The sequence below is a fragment of the Streptomyces sp. ISL-94 genome, from assembly GCF_018614075.1.
Lineage (GTDB): Bacteria > Actinomycetota > Actinomycetes > Streptomycetales > Streptomycetaceae > Streptomyces.
Window position 1 is genome coordinate 1 of record NZ_JAGGOZ010000005.1, and the last position, 15,999, is coordinate 15,999.

The following is a 15,999-nucleotide window of genomic DNA, read 5'->3' on the forward strand; positions in this document are numbered from 1 at the left end:
GGCTCGGAGATGTGTGTACGAGACAGGCCTAGTGCTGCTGGCCGGAAAGGTTTGCCGGGGCGCGGCGTCCGGTGCGGTGCATCGCAAGGCGGAGGGCCGCGGCTCGTACGGGACGTACTTGCGCGGTCCGACAGTGCGGCGAGGTGCCGTGCCTGGGGGCACCTCCGTGGGGGTCCCCCCGGACGGAGTCCGGGGGAGGTAGCTGGGGGGAGTGTCGCGACCCGGTGGGGCTTTCCGGTCACCGCACTGGGGTCCCGCGGGGCTGGAGGCGGACCTCAGGCGGCGCCTCGGACCGCCGCCAGTGCCGCGGCGACGCTCGCCTCGATGTCCTGGATGGGGTAGAAGACCTCGCGGACGGTCCGGTCGCGGTCCACGACGAGGGTCAGCCGCTTGAGCCTGGCGGTCCCCGCCGCCCGGAACGTCGGCAGCCGCAGTGCCGCCGTCAGCCCCAGATCCGCATCCGAGAACAGCGGGAACCGCAACCGCTCCTGCTCCGCGAACTCCCGCTGCTCGTCCGTCCGCTGGGTCGACACCCCGTGCACGGCGGCGCCGGCCGCGGTGAACTCCGCGAGCTGGTCGCGGTACGTGCACGACTCGAACGTACAGCCCTTGGCGCCGGGGATCCCGGTCCAGCCGGGCGGGTAGGACTCGGCGCGCGCGTACGCGCCCGGGAAGCAGTACAGGACCGTGAAGGGGGTGTCCGCCACCGGGTCGGCGAACTCGCCGAAACGGTTCGGCAGCAGCAGCTCCGGCACCCGGGTGCCCCGCAGCGCGTGCACCCGCTCCGCCTCCCGCGAGGCCTCCTCCGTCGTAGCCGTCATCTCTCCCCCTCCCAGGATCCAGTTGTCCCCCCAGTCCTGGAGGGCGATCAGCACCGGCAGCAGCCCCCGCCCCCGCGGGGTCAGCCGGTACTCGTGCCGCACCGGGCGCTCCTGGTACGGCTCGCGCGTCAGCACCCCGGCCTCCACCAGCAGCTTCAGCCGCTCGGCCAGGACCTTGCGGGACACGCCCAGCTCGCGCTGGAGCTCGTCGAAGCGGTGCAGGCCGCGGGCGGTGTCGCGCACGATCAGCAGCGTCCACCAGTCGCCCACGACGTCGAGGGCCTGGGCGATGGAGCAGTCGGCGTCGCCGAGGGGGGTGCGCTGGGCCATGGGAACTCCTTTGTCCGTCGACCCGAGGCTGTCATGGTGGCACAGTCCGTTCCCAAAGGGAACTTGCGTAGCGCGGCGGCCCTTTGCCCCGCCGCACGCCCGGCACATGAGACCGGTTGGCAACCGCGGCCCGCCGCCGGTTAGGTTTCTGGCATGACTGCTACGCGTACCACCGGCGCCGTCGCCGCCGGCCTTGCCACCCTCACCGCCGACGGCACCGTCCTCGACACCTGGTTCCCCGCCCCCGAGCTGGTCGCCGAGCCCGGCCCGGCCGGCACCGAGCGCCTCACCGCCGACCGGGCCGTGGAGCTGCTGGGCGCCGCCGCGGCGAAGGCGATCCGCCAGGACGCGGTCCGCGGCGTCGAGGTCGTGGCCGTCCGTACGGTGATCTCCTCCCTGGAGGACAAGCCGCTGGACGCCCACGACGCGTACCTGCGCCTGCACCTGCTCAGCCACCGCCTGGTCAAGCCGCACGGCCAGAACCTGGACGGCGTCTTCGGCCTGCTGGCCAACGTCGCCTGGACCTCCCTGGGCCCGGTCGCGGTCGACCAGGTCGAGACCGTCCGCCTCAACGCGCGCGCCGAGGGCCTGCACCTCCAGGTGACCTCGATCGACAAGTTCCCGCGGATGACGGACTACGTCGCCCCCAAGGGCGTCCGCATCGCCGACGCGGACCGCGTCCGCCTCGGCGCGCACCTCGCCGAGGGCACCACCGTCATGCACGAGGGCTTCGTCAACTTCAACGCCGGCACCCTGGGCACCTCCATGGTCGAGGGCCGCATCTCCGCGGGCGTCGTCGTCGGCGACGGCTCCGACATCGGCGGCGGCGCGTCCACCATGGGCACCCTCTCGGGCGGCGGCAAGCAGATCATCTCGATCGGCGAGCGCACCCTGATCGGCGCCGAGGCGGGCGTCGGCATCGCGCTGGGAGACGAGTGCGTCGTCGAGGCCGGCCTCTACGTGACCGCGGGCACCCGCGTCACCCTCCCGGACGGCCAGATCGTCAAGGCCCTGGAGCTCTCGGGCGCCAACAACATCCTCTTCCGCCGCAACTCGGTCACCGGCGCCGTCGAGGCCCGCCCGTACAAGGCGGCCTGGGGTGGCCTGAACGAGGTCCTGCACAGCCACAACTGACACCCAGCCACAACTGACGCTCAACCGCACCGGCCTGCGGCTGAGCCGTCACCCGTGGTCGGGGTCGGTCCCCGACGAGCGCCCTCCTACGGCCCCGAGACGGCCCGGGAGGGCGCTGCGGCAGCTCCGGCATCGGGTGGCCCCCGGCGGCCGGCTGTCCGGCCGCCGTCGACCTCAGCCGGCGAGGTCGAGCACGCCGACGGTCTGGCCGCCGCTGGTCTCCCCGGTGGGCCGGAAGCCGAGCTTCAGATAGAACTCCCCGGGCCCGTCCTCGCCGGACTCCCAGGTGGTGAACAGCCGGTCCCCGCCGCGCCGCCGGATCTCCGCGGCCACCTCCCGCACCGCGTACCGCCCGTACCCGCGTCCCTGTGCGCCCGCGTCGATGCTCAGCCGCCACAACCCGCTGCGGCGGTCCTCGGGGTCCTTCTCCGGATTCCACTGGATGTCGAGGAAGGCCATGAGGAACCCGACGGTCTCGTCCCCGTCGACGATCAGCCGCGGCCAGGCGGTGTCCCCCCACGCGTACGCCTCGGCGAGCGAATGCGCGACGGGCTCGACGTTCTTCTCCTGCTCGGGCCGTATCCGGATGCCCATGCCGGCTTCCACATGGGCGGGCGTGATCTTCTCAAGGCGCAGACTCATCCGCGCACCGTAACAACGGCCGCCCGTCGTGCCCACGGAGTACGCGCAGGCCGCCCGCTCGCTGTGAGGGGCTTGCTCGTGCGGGAGGGCGTCAGTGGAGTCAGTGGAGTCAGTGCAGCGGGATCGTGCGGATCAGGCCCGCGAAAGCCTGCTGCTCGGCCTCGGTCAGTTCCACCGACTCCATCGGGTGGGCGGCGGCGCTGCGCTGGCCCGGTATCACCGACAGGCCCTCGAAGGCGCTCGGCTCCGGGTGGTGGAAGCGGCTGTCCCACAGCATGTGGCCGAGCCCGACGACCCAGACGAGGGCGGCGACGAGCAGGAAGGCCAGGCCGATTTCCTGGGCGAGGGAGATGGAGGGGAACACGCGGTCCTCCGGGAGTGCGGGGAACGAGGCGGCGCGAGATCGGGTGTGGAGCCACTCAACACCACATGCGGTCGATTCGGTAGGGATGTGGCGAGGTTCACGCCAGGGCCAAAAGTCCCCGCCTTGTCCGGGAACGACCCCCCGAAACCGACCCCCCGAAACCGGCCCTGGCCACGGCCTCGGCGTGGCCCAGGGCCGCGGCCGCAAGCGTCCCGCTACGGCTCCAGGGACAGCTTGAAGCCCTCGTGGCTGCGGGTGAAGCCCAGCCGCTCGTAGAAGCGGTGCGCGCCGCCGCGCCGCTTGTTGCTGGTCAGCTGGACCAGGCCGCAGCCGCGCTCGCGGGCCCGGTCCACCGCCAGCCGCATCAGCTCCGCGCCCAGGCCCCCGCCGCGCCGGTCCGCGCGGATCCGTACCGCCTCCACCAGGGCCCGGTCCCGGCCGTTCTGGCCGAGGCCCGGGATGTACGTCAGCTGGAGGCAGCCGATGACGCTTCCGTCCGGCTCCGTGAACACCAGCATCTCGTTGCGGGGGTCGGCCTCGATGGCGGTGAACGCCCGCTCGTGCGCCTCGCCGACCACGATCGAGCCCGGGTCCACCACCCGCTCCTCGCCGTCCAACAGGGCGAGTACGGCGGGCAGGTCCTCGCATGTGGCGGTACGGAAGATCATGGCCTGGAGTGTGGCAGAGGGCCCGGCCGGGACGGACGGCGGCCGGGCCCTCTGCGGTCCGAGGTACTACGGGGCTACGGGAGTGCGGGGCTACGGGACTACGGACGGAAGCGCAGCACCTGCGGGTCGTGGTCGCTGTTCTGGGCCGAGAACTCCGCGTTGATGTGCACGCTGTCGTACGAGAAGGACTTGATCGCCGGGCTGGTCAGGATCTGGTCCAGCACCTGCGCGTTGCCCTGGTAGACGTAGGAGTACCGTTCCGCCTTCGGCAGCGACTTGATCGCCGGGTACAGTGCGCCGCCGTCGGCCAGCGCGTTCGTCGTCGCCGAGAACTCGAAGTCGTTGATGTCGCCGAGGACGAGGACGTTGGCGTTCTTCTCCGCCGCCAGGATCTCCTTCACGAAGCCGTTCACGGCCTGCGCCTGGAGCAGCCGCTTGGCCTCCGACGAGCGCACCGGCGGCTGGTGGTGCGAGGTCAGGCCCTCGTCGCCGCCCTTGGAGCCGAAGTGGTTGGCGATCACGAAGACCGTCTTGCCGCGGAAGGTGAACTCGCCGGCCAGCGGCTTGCGGCTGTCGGCCCACGCCGGGTTCGCGGGGTCGATCCGGCCGGGGGAGTGGGTCAGGGCGGCCTTGCCCTTCTCCTTGACCACACCGGTCGCCGTCACCGCGTCACCCGGGGCGCGCTCGGTGAAGGAGACCCGCTCCGGGTTGAAGAGGAACACCTGGCGGATGTTGCCGCCGGGCTCGCCGCCGTCCTTCTTGTCCTCCGGGTTGACGCTCCGCCACTGGTAGGCCGGGCCGCCGGCGGCCGCGATCGCCGCCGTGAACTTCGTCAGCGTCTGCTCGGCCGAGACCGTGCCGTCGTTCTTGGCGCCGTTGTCGTCCTGGATCTCCTCCAGCGCGAGGATGTCGGGGGAGGCCAGGTTCTCGACGACCGCCTTCGCCAGGGCGTCGAACTTCTCCTGCGGGTCGGTCGGGTCGAGGTTCTCGACGTTGTACGTGGCCACCGCGAGCTCGTTCGCCGCCTGCGCCTTGGTCTTCTCGGGGACGAGGGTGCCCGCCGCGACCGTGCCGAGGGTGCGGGCCACCAGGGTGTAGCCGCCGAACTGGTTGAAGTCCAGCGGGCCTTCGGTGGTTCCGGTCAGCTTGTCGCCGACGTTGGCCACCGGGAAGGGCTGCTGCGCGAGGGGCGCGAGCTGCTGGATCTGGAGGCGGCCGGTGTTCTGGGACTCGTAGGAGCCGTAGATCGTCCCGCCGCGCTTGGCGGTGTTCTCCCAGCCCTTCACCGTGACCCACAGCTCCGCATGCGGGTCGGTGGCGCCGACCACGCGCGAGGTGCCGATCTTGACGTTCATGCCCTCAAGGGACTCGTAGTAGTCCAGGGCGTAGCGCGAGGGCTCCAGGGCCAGGCCGTTGATGCTGCCGCCGGCGGCCGGGTCGCCGGCCGGGGCGTACTCGGCGGGCACCGAGTACTCGTTGACGGCGGTGGCCTCGGGCAGTGCGTTGCCCGAGGACAGCACGGTGACCGTCGGCTTGGAGATCTGGGTCACCGACTGGTTCCCGGAGTTGACGCCGCCGGGGATGTACTCGCCGACCGTACCGGAGACCTTGACCGCGTCGCCCACGGCGACGGTCGGGGCGGAGTTCGTGAAGACGAACACGCCCTCGCTGGTGGCGTCGTTGTCGTCGGCGTCCGCGTCCTGGATCCAGAACCCGCGCGAGCCGTACGTACGCACGCCCGTCACGATGCCCGCCACGTCGGCGACCTGCTTGCCGTTGAGCGGGGATATCCGGGTGGTGCCCTGGATGTCGTGGATGCGTATCGGATCGGCGGACACGGCGCCTTCGGCCGCGTCGGCGGAACCCGCGAGCAGACCGGTGGCCAGCGCCGTGGCGACGAGGGCCGCGACGGCGGCGGAACGGGGATGCGAGGAGCGCATGGGCGGGAACTCCGGTGTGGGATGAGGGAGGAGCAGGAGGGTGCGGCAGCGAGAGCCGCGAGATCTGCGGGGGGCTTGCGGCCCCCGAAACATCTACGCGCGTCAATTTCCTGTGTGCCCGGCAAAGTTGTCAAGGCCTACAGGCAATACGGCAGCTGACTGTGGGATGAACCAAACGCAATGGCCCGCCGCCCGCGCCCGGAATGCGTCTACGCTGGGGCGCCGGACCGGCCGTCCGGCCAGCCGACTGACTGGCTGACCGACTGACTGACCGGCCATCCGGCCGGGTTGGCGTCCGGCCGGGCGAACCGTCCAGCCGGGCGAGCCGTCCGACGGGCCGTCACGGCCCGCCCCACCGCGTCCACCGCGTCCGCGAGGAGAACTGCCCCATGTCCGCAGAGCCGCACCCCACGCTGCCGCCGGTACGGCTGCACTCCGATGCGGAACTGGCCCGCGACGCCCTGGTCGCCCCCCTGTTCGCCCGCGCCGTACGGCTGGCCCGCTGGGCCGGACCCGGCACCCGCGTCGACATCGGCGGTGAACTCGCCGCCGCCCAGCTCCCCGAGGCCGCCGAGGTGCTCGGCCTCGACGCCGCCGACCCGGCCTCCGCGGTGTACGCGAGCCAGGCGTGGCGGGTGGCCGTGGATACGGGCCTGGTCGACGTGACCGAACCCGAGGAGGGCGGAGGCGACTCCGCGAACTCCGCGAACTCCGGGGGCTCCGGAGTGGAAGAGGCCGGCGCCGCCGAGCCCGGTGAGGACCTGGCGCTGCTGACGGGCGGCGCGCCCGGCGACGTGCTCGACATCTGGCTGGCCGCCCTGGACACCGTGCTCGCCGACGCGGCGGTACCAGACCTGGACGACCTCGTCGACGCGCTGGACGCGGGTGGGGAGATCGACTTCGACCAGCTGGACTGGAATCCGCGGCGCGAGGCGGACTTCCTGGACGGCGTCCTCGCCAACCTCTACCTGCTCACCGTCGCCGAGGGCGGGTCGGCGGACGCACCGGTTCCGCTGCCGGTGCTCGCCGCGTCCATGGTCGTTCCCGACGACATGGCGGATCCGACCGACGCCGTCCTGGAGCAGGTCTCGGACGCGATGATGCGCCTCGACGACCAGTTCCGGCAGCTGGAGCCGATCGGGCTGGTCGAGTACCAGCCGGTCGACGAGGAGCTGCTGGCGGAGGCGGAGGCGGACGACGAGGACATGGCCGTCGGTGCCGGCGCCGGCCAGGCCGACGACGACGCGGACGAGGACGTCTCCCGCTACGGGATGGTCCGCCTGACCCCGCTCGGCCTGTACGGGGTCCGGGCCCGGATGCTGGAGGCGGGCGTCGAGGCGCCCGCGGTCGGCGAGCTGGCCGGCAAGGGCGCGGACACGCTGCTCGACGTGGTCTCCTCCTACCCGGAGCACGCCGCCCAGGCCGAGATGGAACTGTGGCTGGCCGGTCGCGCGCTCCCCGCCGCCGTGGCCGAACTGCTGGACGCGGCGCGCGGTGACGACCCGGGAGCCCCGCTGCGCCGGCTGCGCTGCCAGCAGGCCCTCGCCCCGGCCGGGCCGGAGGCCGAGCCCGCGGTCCGCGCGGTGCTGGACGACGCGGAGCTCGGCGGGCTCGCCCGGGTCTGGCTGGCCGAGCGCGGGGTGAGCGACGTACCGGCGCCGGACGGGGCGATGGTGTTCTGGCTGACGGTCGACACGATCGCGGCGCAGCTCGCCGCGGACGGGGAGACCGAGGAGCTGCCGCTCCTGATGGAGACCCTCACCGCCCACCACACGGGGTTCTTCGACCGGGTGTGGCGGGTGGAGCACCCGGCGACGGCGTACGTCCTGGAGGCGATGGGCCGGCTGCACCCGGACAAGAAGGCGGCGAAGGAGGCCCGCAAGGCCGCGTTCAAGGCACGGTCCCGGCAGCCCTGAGCCGCCGCAGCGTCGAGGCCCTGGTCGGAGCCTCGTCCGGGGCCCTGACCGGGGCCCCGACCGCGGCCCCGGTCAGGCCGGGAGACGATCGGACCTGGACCCTTTGCATGAACATACGCGATAATGCATACTCTTCCTATGTCCAAGGTCCTCACCTCCCTGCCCGCCGGCGAACGCGTCGGCATCGCCTTCTCCGGCGGCCTCGACACCTCCGTCGCGGTCGCCTGGATGCGCGACAAGGGTGCCGTCCCGTGCACCTACACCGCCGACATCGGCCAGTACGACGAGCCCGACATCGCCTCGGTGCCCGGCCGTGCGAAGACCTACGGCGCCGAGATCGCGCGCCTGGTCGACTGCCGCGCGTCGCTGGTCGAGGAGGGCCTGGCCGCGCTCACCTGCGGCGCGTTCCACATCCGCTCGGGCGGGCGTGCCTACTTCAACACGACGCCGCTCGGCCGCGCCGTCACCGGCACCCTGCTGGTGCGGGCGATGCTCGAGGACGACGTACAGATCTGGGGCGACGGCTCGACCTTCAAGGGCAACGACATCGAGCGGTTCTACCGCTACGGCCTGCTCGCCAACCCGCACCTGCGGATCTACAAGCCCTGGCTCGACGCGGACTTCGTCACCGAGCTCGGCGGCCGCAAGGAGATGTCGGAGTGGCTGCTCGCCCACGACCTCCCCTACCGCGACAGCACCGAAAAGGCGTACTCCACCGACGCCAACATCTGGGGCGCCACCCACGAGGCCAAGACCCTGGAGCACCTCGACACGGGTGTCGAGACCGTTGAGCCGATCATGGGCGTGCGGTTCTGGGACCCCTCGGTCGAGATCGCCACGGAGGACGTGACGATCGGCTTCGACCAGGGCCGCCCCGTGACGATCAACGGCAAGGAGTTCACCTCCCCCGTCGACCTGGTGATGGAGGCCAACGCCATCGGCGGCCGCCACGGCATGGGCATGTCGGACCAGATCGAGAACCGGATCATCGAGGCCAAGAGCCGCGGCATCTACGAGGCCCCGGGCATGGCCCTGCTGCACGCCGCGTACGAGCGCCTCGTCAACGCGATCCACAACGAGGACACCCTCGCCCAGTACCACAACGAGGGCCGGCGCCTCGGCCGCCTCATGTACGAGGGCCGCTGGCTCGACCCGCAGGCGCTGATGGTGCGCGAGTCGCTCCAGCGCTGGGTCGGCTCGGCCGTCACCGGCGAGGTCACCCTGCGGCTGCGGCGCGGCGAGGACTACTCGATCCTCGACACCAAGGGCCCGGCGTTCAGCTACCACCCGGACAAGCTGTCCATGGAGCGCACTGAGGACTCCGCGTTCGGCCCGGTGGACCGCATCGGCCAGCTCACCATGCGCAACCTCGACATCGCCGACTCGCGCGCCAAGCTGGAGCAGTACGCCGTCCTCGGCCTGATCGGCACCGCCAATCCCGCCATCGGCGCCGCCCAGGCGGCCGCCACCGGGCTGATCGGCACCATGCCGGAGGGCGGCGCCGAGGCCATCGCCTCCCGCGGCGAGGTCTCCGACGACGAGGAGATGCTGGACCGCGCCGCGATGGAGTTCGGCACGGACTGACGGCACGGGCTTCACCGCCTCCGGCCGGCTCGGCGCCCACGACGGCGTCGGGCCGGCCGTTTCCACGAGCACACATCTGGCCGGAGGTGCCGGGCCGGTCAGCGCTGGTTCGCCACCATGGGTGTCCTTGGCCACCAGAACGCCGGCGGACGGCAGCCCGTGAGCAGCACGCCCAGGATCCGGGCCGTGGCGGTGATTCTTTTTCGTGCGCATGACCGAAACACCAGTGGGGCCGCCGCCGCGCGCTCCGGGGCGCTGCGGCCGGGCGGCCCGGCGGCTGGGCGTCGACAATGCGCCGTTCCTGGGGTGGAGTTGGCCATTCCGGCCGCGGGCAAGGGGTCGGCTCCGCGGCGCGGGTAGTTCAGCCGCCGTTCACGTGCGGGCGGGAGCGTGTGCGCCGACGACCGCACGACAGGCGCACCACCTCCCCACCCCTGGAGACCCGATGCCGCTCAGCCGCAGAGACTTCACCGCCCGCACCGTCATCGCCGGCGCGGGAGTCGCGCTCACCGGGACCGTCGGCGCCCTCGCGACCGCCCCCGGGGCGCTGGCCGCCGACGACAGCACGCGCCGCGACGAGCACGGGCAGCCCTGCGAGCCCGGCTACGGCCCCCTCGTCCCCGACCCGGCCGGCCTCCTCGCGCTCCCCGCCGGATTCGCGTACCGCGTCATCACGCACAGCGGTGTCACGAAGCTGGAGTCCGGCGAGACCACACCGTCCAACCACGACGGGACCGCAGCCTTCGAAGGCCACCGGGGGGTCACCCTCCTCGTCAACAACCACGAGCTCAAGGGCAAGCGGGAGAACTGGGCGCACCCCGTCCCGCTCACCGAGGGCCTCGTCTACGACCCGGCCGCGGCCGGCGGCTGCACGGTCGTCGAGGTCCGGCGCGGCGGCGAGGTCGCCGAATGGGTCGGCGTCGCCGGTACGTCGACCAACTGCGCGGGCGGTGCCACCCCCTGGGACACCTGGCTGACCTGCGAGGAGAACGAGGACCTGGCCGGCAAGAACGGCATGACGAAAGACCACGGCTACGTCTTCGAGGTCGACCCGCACGACCGCCGCGCCAACCGCGGCCCGCAGCCGATCAAGGCCTTCGGGCGGTACGCGCACGAGGCCGTGGTCATCGACCCGCGCCAGGGCCACGCCTACCTGACCGAGGACGCCTCCGGCCCCAACGGGCTGCTCTACCGCTGGACCCCGCCGGCCGGCTTCCGGCACGGGCGCGGCAAGCTCCGAACCCTTGCCGCCGACGCCGGCGTACTCCAGGCCCCCAAGTGCATCGACAGCTCGGGCCGCTTCGTCGACGACCTCTCGCGCGCCACGAAGGTCGGCACCGTCTACGGGGTCGACTGGGTGGACGTGGACGACCGCGACGCGCGGACCGTGCCCGTGCGCAAGCAGTTCGCGGACGGGATCGTGACGCGGGGGCGCAAGCTGGAGGGCATGTGGTGGGCCGACGGCGGCGCGTACTTCGTCTCGTCCTACGCCCGTGAGGAGAGCCCGGGCGCGGCGCACGACGGCCAGGTGTGGTTCTACGACCCCAAGCGGCGCACGATCCGGCTGACCGTGCTGATCGGGGTGAACGCCGACACGTCGGCGGAGGGCGGCTACGACGGCCCCGACAACATCACCGTGTCGCCGTACGGAGGCCTCGTCATCGCCGAGGACGGCTCGGGCCTCCAGCACCTGTTCGGCGCGACCGAATCGGGCCGCACCTACCCGCTGGCGCGCAACGAGCTGAACATCGGGACGGCCGAGGAGCCCGAGTACTCCGAGTTCACCGGTGTCTGCTTCTCCCCGGACGGGCGCACGCTGTACGCCAACATCCAGGACCCGGGCATCATGCTGGCCATCACCGGGCCGTGGCGGCGCGCGCACTGACGCAGCTCCCGCTGCCGCCGGCCTGACGGCTCACCGCCGGCTCAGCGAGGGCAACGGCGCCGCCGCCGGCTCAGCGACGGCACCGACGGCTCACTGGGCCGCGGCAACCTCTGCCCGGGAGGCCGCGGCCCACTCGGCGAGGAGGAACTCATACGCCTCCGAGGGCCACTCGCCGTCCACCCGGGTTTCGACAAGGTGCCGTATCGCCTCGTTCGCCTCTGCGGCGGACGGGCGGGCGGGCCCTGCGGGGTTGAATGACTCGTGCATGCCTTCAAGGCTACGGGCGGGCACGGACAGCCACCTGCGGATTACGCGTGGCATCCATCACCCGCCTTGTCACGCGGCGGCCGCATGTGCCCGCCCACCTGCTCAGAGTGCCTGTGCGGCGGGCTTGACCATCCCGCGCACTGTGCGGGACTTCACAAACTCGCCCATGGCCGTCATCTCCCACTCCCCGGAGAACTGCTTGATGAGCTTCGCCATCATGACTCCGGTCTGCGGTTCGGCACCGGTGAGGTCGAAGCGCACCAGCTCCTCGCCGCTCGCCGCGTCGATCAGCCGGCAGTAGGCCTTGGCCACCTCGGTGAACTTCTGCCCGGAGAAGGAGTTGACCGTGAAGACCAGTCCGGTGGCGTCGGCGGGGATCCGGCCGAGGTCCACGACGATCACCTCGTCGTCGCCCGCGCCCTCGCCCGTCAGGTTGTCCCCGGAGTGCTTGACGGCGCCGCCGAGGATCGACAGCTTGCCGAAGTAGCAGCTGTCGATGTGGTTGCGCTGCGGGCCGAAGGCGATGACGGACGCGTCGAGGTCGATGTCCCGGCCGCGGAAGGCGGGCTCCCAGCCCAGGCCCATCTTGACCTGGGAGAGCAGCGGGCGGCCGCCCTTGACCAGGGAGACGGTCTGGTTCTTCTGGAGGCTGACCCGGCCCTTGTCCAGGTTGATCTTCCCGGCGCCGGGCGCGGCGGACGCGGCCACGGGGGCAGGGGCGGGAGCCGTCGGGGGCGGGGGCGCGGCCGGGGTGGGCGTCGTGGCCCCGCCGAGCCAGGGGGAGGCCGGGTAGGAGACCGGCGGAGCGGGCGGAGCGGGCGGAGCCGGGGGCGCCGGGGGCGCCGGCGGGGCGACGGGGGCGGGCGCGGGAGCCGCGGCCGCCGGCTCCTCGTCCACGGAGACGCCGAAGTCGGTCGCGATGCCGGCGAGGCCGTTCGCATACCCCTGGCCGACCGCTCGCACCTTCCATACGCCGCCGCGCTGGTAGACCTCGACGACGACGAGGGCGGTCTCGGAGCCCAGCTGCGGCGGGGTGAAGGTGGCGATCACCGCGCCGCCGTCCGCGTTGCGCACGGTGGCGGTGGGCTCGACGCCCTGGAAGGTCTGCCCGGCCGCGTCGGGGCTGGCCGTGACCACGATGCGCTCGATGCCCGGGGGCAGGGCGCCGGTGTCCACGGTGATCGAGTCCGGCGCCGCACCGCCGCCGGACCGGTAGCTGACGCCGGGGCCGGAGGGCTGGTTGTAGAAGATGAAGTCGGCGTCGGAGCGCACCTTGCCGTTCGCCGCGAGGAGGAGCCCCGATACGTCGAGTCGTACCGGGGCGGCCACGTCCACCGTCACACGGACGGTGTTGAGCGGCAGGTTGGAGCCTGGGGTCATAGCGGTCATGCCCCGAGAACGATCGAAGGTGCTTTGCCGTTCCCTTACCGTTCCTGTCCACTGTGCGGGGTGGGCCCTGCGTAGTGGCACGCCCCGAACGGTCTTGGGCGCACTGGGTCCCGGCTTTTCGCGACCCGGGCGGCGACACGCATCCTGTGCGTGGTCCGTTCCGGGAGGTCCGGTTCCCTAACGACCTGGCCAAGTGGGCACGGCCAAAGGCGACGGGGAGGCCCTGAACCATCACTCCGGTGGAGCAGGGGCCCCGCACGCTGGCACCGCACCCGGCGTCCCAGATCGCACCACCGACGCCACCCGACCGAGCACCACTCCCCGCAAGCCGCCAATCCGACAACCACCCAATCGAGCTAATGCAGCCCTGCGGTGGCCCGGCGCTGGCACCGGCCGTCGCAGGGACGGCGCCAGGCGGCGCGGGCCAGGACTTCGTCAACCCCCCGTCACCCGGCGCGGCAGCCCCAGCGGGTTGGCCTCGCGCAGTTCGGCCGGAAGGAGGGCGTCCGGAACCGACTGGTAGGCCACGGGCCGCAGCCAGCGCTCGATGGCGGTCCCGCCCACAGAGGTGGAGTGCGAGGTCGCCGCCGGGTAGGGGCCGCCGTGGTGCTGGGCCGGGGCCACGGCGACCCCGGTCGGCCAGCCGTTCACCACGATCCGGCCCGCCAGCCCCGTGACCTGGGCGATGAGCTCGGAGGCCGGGCCCGGCGCGCCCTCGGTCTCGGCCTCCGACAACTGGAGGGTGGCGCTCAGGTTCCCGGAGAGCCGGTCCAGCACCGCGGCCGCCTCGCGCTGGTCGGCGTACCGGACGACGACGGTCACCGGGCCGAAGCACTCCTCCAGGAGCACCTCGTAGGAGTGGCGGTCGGCGGCCCCGGCATCCTCGGCGCCCTCGGAGGGATCGACGAGCAGGCCGGCCGGCACGGTCAGGTAGCCCGCCCCGACGGTGTGCTCCCCGCCGGAGCCGGGGGTGACGGGCGCGGTGACGCCGGGCAGCGCGGCCCGCTCGCGGACGCCGGCGACGAAGTTGTCGCGCATCCGGTGGTCGAGCAGCACCCCCGGCTCGGTCTCCCCGAGCGCCTTGGTCAGCGCAGCCGTCAGCCGGTCGCCGTCCGCGCCCTCGGGGACGAGGACCAGGCCGGGCTTCACGCAGAACTGGCCGACGCCGAGGGTGACTGAGCCCGCGAGCCCCGTACCGATCTCCTCGGCGCGCTCGGCGGCGGCGGCCGGGGTGACCACGACGGGGTTGAGGGAGCCGAGTTCCCCGTGGAAGGGGATCGGCACGGGCCGGGCGGCGGCCGCGTCGAACAGGGCCCGCCCACCCCGGATGGACCCGGTGAATCCGGCGGCGGCCACCAGCGGGTGGCGGATCAGCTCCAGGCCGGCGTCGAACCCGTGGACCACGGAGACCACGTCGGCCGGCAGCCCGGAGGCGACCGCCGCCCGGCGCAGCAGCGAGGCGCACAGCTCGGAGGTGGCGGGGTGATCGGGATGCGCCTTGACGACCACCGGGCAGCCCGCGGCCAGCGCGCTCGCGGTGTCCCCGCCGGGGACGGAGAAGGCGAGCGGGAAGTTGGAGGCGGCGTAGACCGCGACCACGCCGAGCGGCACCTTGTAGCGGCGCAGTTCGGGGCGCGGGGGGCTGAGGGAGGGATCGGCGCGGTCGATCCGGATGTCGAGGTAGGCCCCCTCGTCCACGGCGTCGGCGAAGGCGCGCAGCTGGCCGGTGGTGCGGGCCAGCTCGCCGGTGAGCCGGCCCGGGCCGAGCGCCGTCTCGGCGTCGGCGGCCTCGATGACGTGCGCGGCGGCCTCGTCGAGCAGCGCGGCGGCCGTGCGCAGGAAGGCCGCGCGGGCGCCGGCGTCGGCGAGCGCGCCGCGGGCCGCGTGGGCGGTCCGTACGGCTTCGTCCACCTCCCGGGGCGTGGCCTCCACCGCAACCTGCTCGCGCTGCTTCCCGGTGCGGGGGTCCACACTCCAGACTGGTGTCGTCGTCATGACCCGCTGCCTCCTGGATCGTTCAGTATTCTGAACGCCGTTCCGGTGGATGGATGATCACATCTGCTGCGGACTCTATTTCCGCGTCCTCCGCGTGACAAGAGGCGACCAGAGGGGAAGCGCGCGCATGACGACGACCGAGGCGGGGCCCACGGCCCAGGCGGCGGCGGTCAAATCGGCGGTCCGGACCGTCCTGCTGCTGGAACACTTCGCGGCACGGCCCGGGCTGCACAGCCTGGCCGACATCCAGAACGACCTCTCCCTGCCCAAGTCCAGCCTGTACATGCTGCTGCGCACGCTGGTGAACCTGGGGTGGGTGGAGACCGACGCGACGGGCACGCGCTACGGCATCGGCGTACGGGCGCTGCTGGTCGGCAGCTCGTACATCGACGGCGACGAGGTGGTCGCCGCGGCCCGGCCCGCCCTGGACCGGCTCTCCGACGACACGACGGAGACCATCCACCTGGCCCGGATGGACGGGACGAGCGTGGTGTACCTCGCGACCCGCCAGTCCCAGCACTACCTGCGGCCCTTCACCCGGGTCGGGCGGCGCCTGCCGGTGCACTCCACGGCGCTGGGCAAGGCGCTGCTGGCCACGCACACGGACGAGGAGGTGCGGGGGCTGCTGCCGCGGCGGCTGGAAGCGGTCACCGAGCACACCATCACCGACCGGGAGCAGCTCATCGAGGAGCTGGGGCTGGTGCGGGAGCAGGGCTACGCGGTGGACCGGGAGGAGAACACGCTCGGGCTTCGCTGCTTCGGGGTGGCGCTGCCGTACCGGACGCCGGCGCGGGACGCGGTGAGCTGCTCGGTGCCGGTGGCGCGGCTGACGACGGGGCACGAACAGACCATCATGGCGGCGCTGTTCGAGGCACGGGACCGGCTGTCGGCGGTCACGCGGCGGATGTGACGCGGCGGCTGCGGGGCGGCTGCGGGGCGGCTGCGGGGGCGGCGGATTGTGGCGTGGCGGATGTGACGCGACGGATGTGAGGCGCCTGCAGGGCGGCGGAGGCGGTGGTTCCTCCCCCGCCCGGGGGAGGCGGTTCCCCTTGGAGGGGGAGGTG

At 72.8% G+C, this 15,999-nt stretch carries 13 protein-coding genes; 5 read left to right on the forward strand and 8 right to left on the reverse strand.

Going from position 1 to position 15,999, the window contains the following annotated elements; translation table 11 throughout:
- Window positions 1-275: 275 nt before the first annotated feature.
- Entirely contained in the window at window positions 276-1,151 is an 876-nt protein-coding gene (locus J7E94_RS01185; protein ID WP_215011468.1) for a winged helix-turn-helix transcriptional regulator, read from the reverse strand.
- A gap of 153 nt (window positions 1,152-1,304) precedes the next feature.
- Between J7E94_RS01185 and dapD the strand changes: the two genes are divergently transcribed.
- Entirely contained in the window at window positions 1,305-2,285 is a 981-nt protein-coding gene (gene dapD, locus J7E94_RS01190; RefSeq protein ID WP_215011470.1) for a 2,3,4,5-tetrahydropyridine-2,6-dicarboxylate N-succinyltransferase, read from the forward strand.
- 174 nt (window positions 2,286-2,459) lie between these two features.
- Here dapD and J7E94_RS01195 read toward each other — a convergent pair whose 3' ends face one another.
- The 4 genes from J7E94_RS01195 to J7E94_RS01210 form a co-directional block, all read right to left on the reverse strand.
- On the reverse strand, window positions 2,460-2,927 hold the full coding sequence (locus tag J7E94_RS01195) for a GNAT family N-acetyltransferase (protein WP_215011472.1): 468 nt from the start codon (window positions 2,925-2,927) through the stop codon (window positions 2,460-2,462).
- 109 nt (window positions 2,928-3,036) lie between these two features.
- Window positions 3,037-3,291 carry a hypothetical protein gene (locus J7E94_RS01200; protein ID WP_215011474.1) on the reverse strand — a complete coding sequence of 85 codons (255 nt, stop codon included), beginning with the start codon at window positions 3,289-3,291 and terminating at the stop codon, window positions 3,037-3,039.
- 215 nt (window positions 3,292-3,506) lie between these two features.
- A complete protein-coding gene (locus J7E94_RS01205) occupies window positions 3,507-3,959 on the reverse strand; it encodes a GNAT family N-acetyltransferase (protein WP_215011476.1) in 453 nt (150 codons plus the stop codon).
- A gap of 98 nt (window positions 3,960-4,057) precedes the next feature.
- On the reverse strand, window positions 4,058-5,899 hold the full coding sequence (locus J7E94_RS01210) for an endonuclease/exonuclease/phosphatase family protein (protein ID WP_215011478.1): 1,842 nt from the start codon (window positions 5,897-5,899) through the stop codon (window positions 4,058-4,060).
- Window positions 5,900-6,288: 389 nt separating this feature from the next.
- Here J7E94_RS01210 and J7E94_RS01215 point away from each other — a divergent pair, with 389 nt between their 5' ends.
- From J7E94_RS01215 to J7E94_RS01225, 3 genes are all read left to right on the forward strand, one after another.
- Window positions 6,289-7,815 carry a hypothetical protein gene (locus J7E94_RS01215; RefSeq protein WP_215011480.1) on the forward strand — a complete coding sequence of 509 codons (1,527 nt, stop codon included), beginning with the start codon at window positions 6,289-6,291 and terminating at the stop codon, window positions 7,813-7,815.
- A gap of 138 nt (window positions 7,816-7,953) precedes the next feature.
- Complete coding sequence (argG, locus tag J7E94_RS01220) at window positions 7,954-9,399, forward strand: argininosuccinate synthase (protein ID WP_215011482.1); 1,446 nt, start codon at window positions 7,954-7,956, stop codon at window positions 9,397-9,399.
- 445 nt (window positions 9,400-9,844) lie between these two features.
- On the forward strand, window positions 9,845-11,284 hold the full coding sequence (locus J7E94_RS01225) for an alkaline phosphatase PhoX (protein WP_215011484.1): 1,440 nt from the start codon (window positions 9,845-9,847) through the stop codon (window positions 11,282-11,284).
- Window positions 11,285-11,374: 90 nt separating this feature from the next.
- Here the strand turns inward: J7E94_RS01225 and J7E94_RS01230 are convergent, their stop codons facing one another.
- From J7E94_RS01230 to J7E94_RS01240, 3 genes are all read right to left on the reverse strand, one after another.
- A complete protein-coding gene (locus J7E94_RS01230) occupies window positions 11,375-11,551 on the reverse strand; it encodes a hypothetical protein (RefSeq protein WP_215011486.1) in 177 nt (58 codons plus the stop codon).
- Window positions 11,552-11,653: 102 nt separating this feature from the next.
- The gene (locus J7E94_RS01235) at window positions 11,654-12,931 is read right to left on the reverse strand and encodes a TerD family protein (protein WP_215011631.1); all 1,278 of its coding nucleotides are present in this window, start codon (window positions 12,929-12,931) and stop codon (window positions 11,654-11,656) included.
- Between the two features lie 444 nt (window positions 12,932-13,375).
- A complete protein-coding gene (locus tag J7E94_RS01240; RefSeq protein ID WP_215011488.1) occupies window positions 13,376-14,935 on the reverse strand; it encodes an aldehyde dehydrogenase (NADP(+)) in 1,560 nt (519 codons plus the stop codon).
- Between the two features lie 127 nt (window positions 14,936-15,062).
- Here J7E94_RS01240 and J7E94_RS01245 point away from each other — a divergent pair, with 127 nt between their 5' ends.
- Window positions 15,063-15,845, forward strand: a complete 783-nt coding sequence (locus J7E94_RS01245) for an IclR family transcriptional regulator (protein WP_215011490.1) — start codon at window positions 15,063-15,065, stop codon at window positions 15,843-15,845.
- Window positions 15,846-15,999 lie beyond the last annotated feature (154 nt).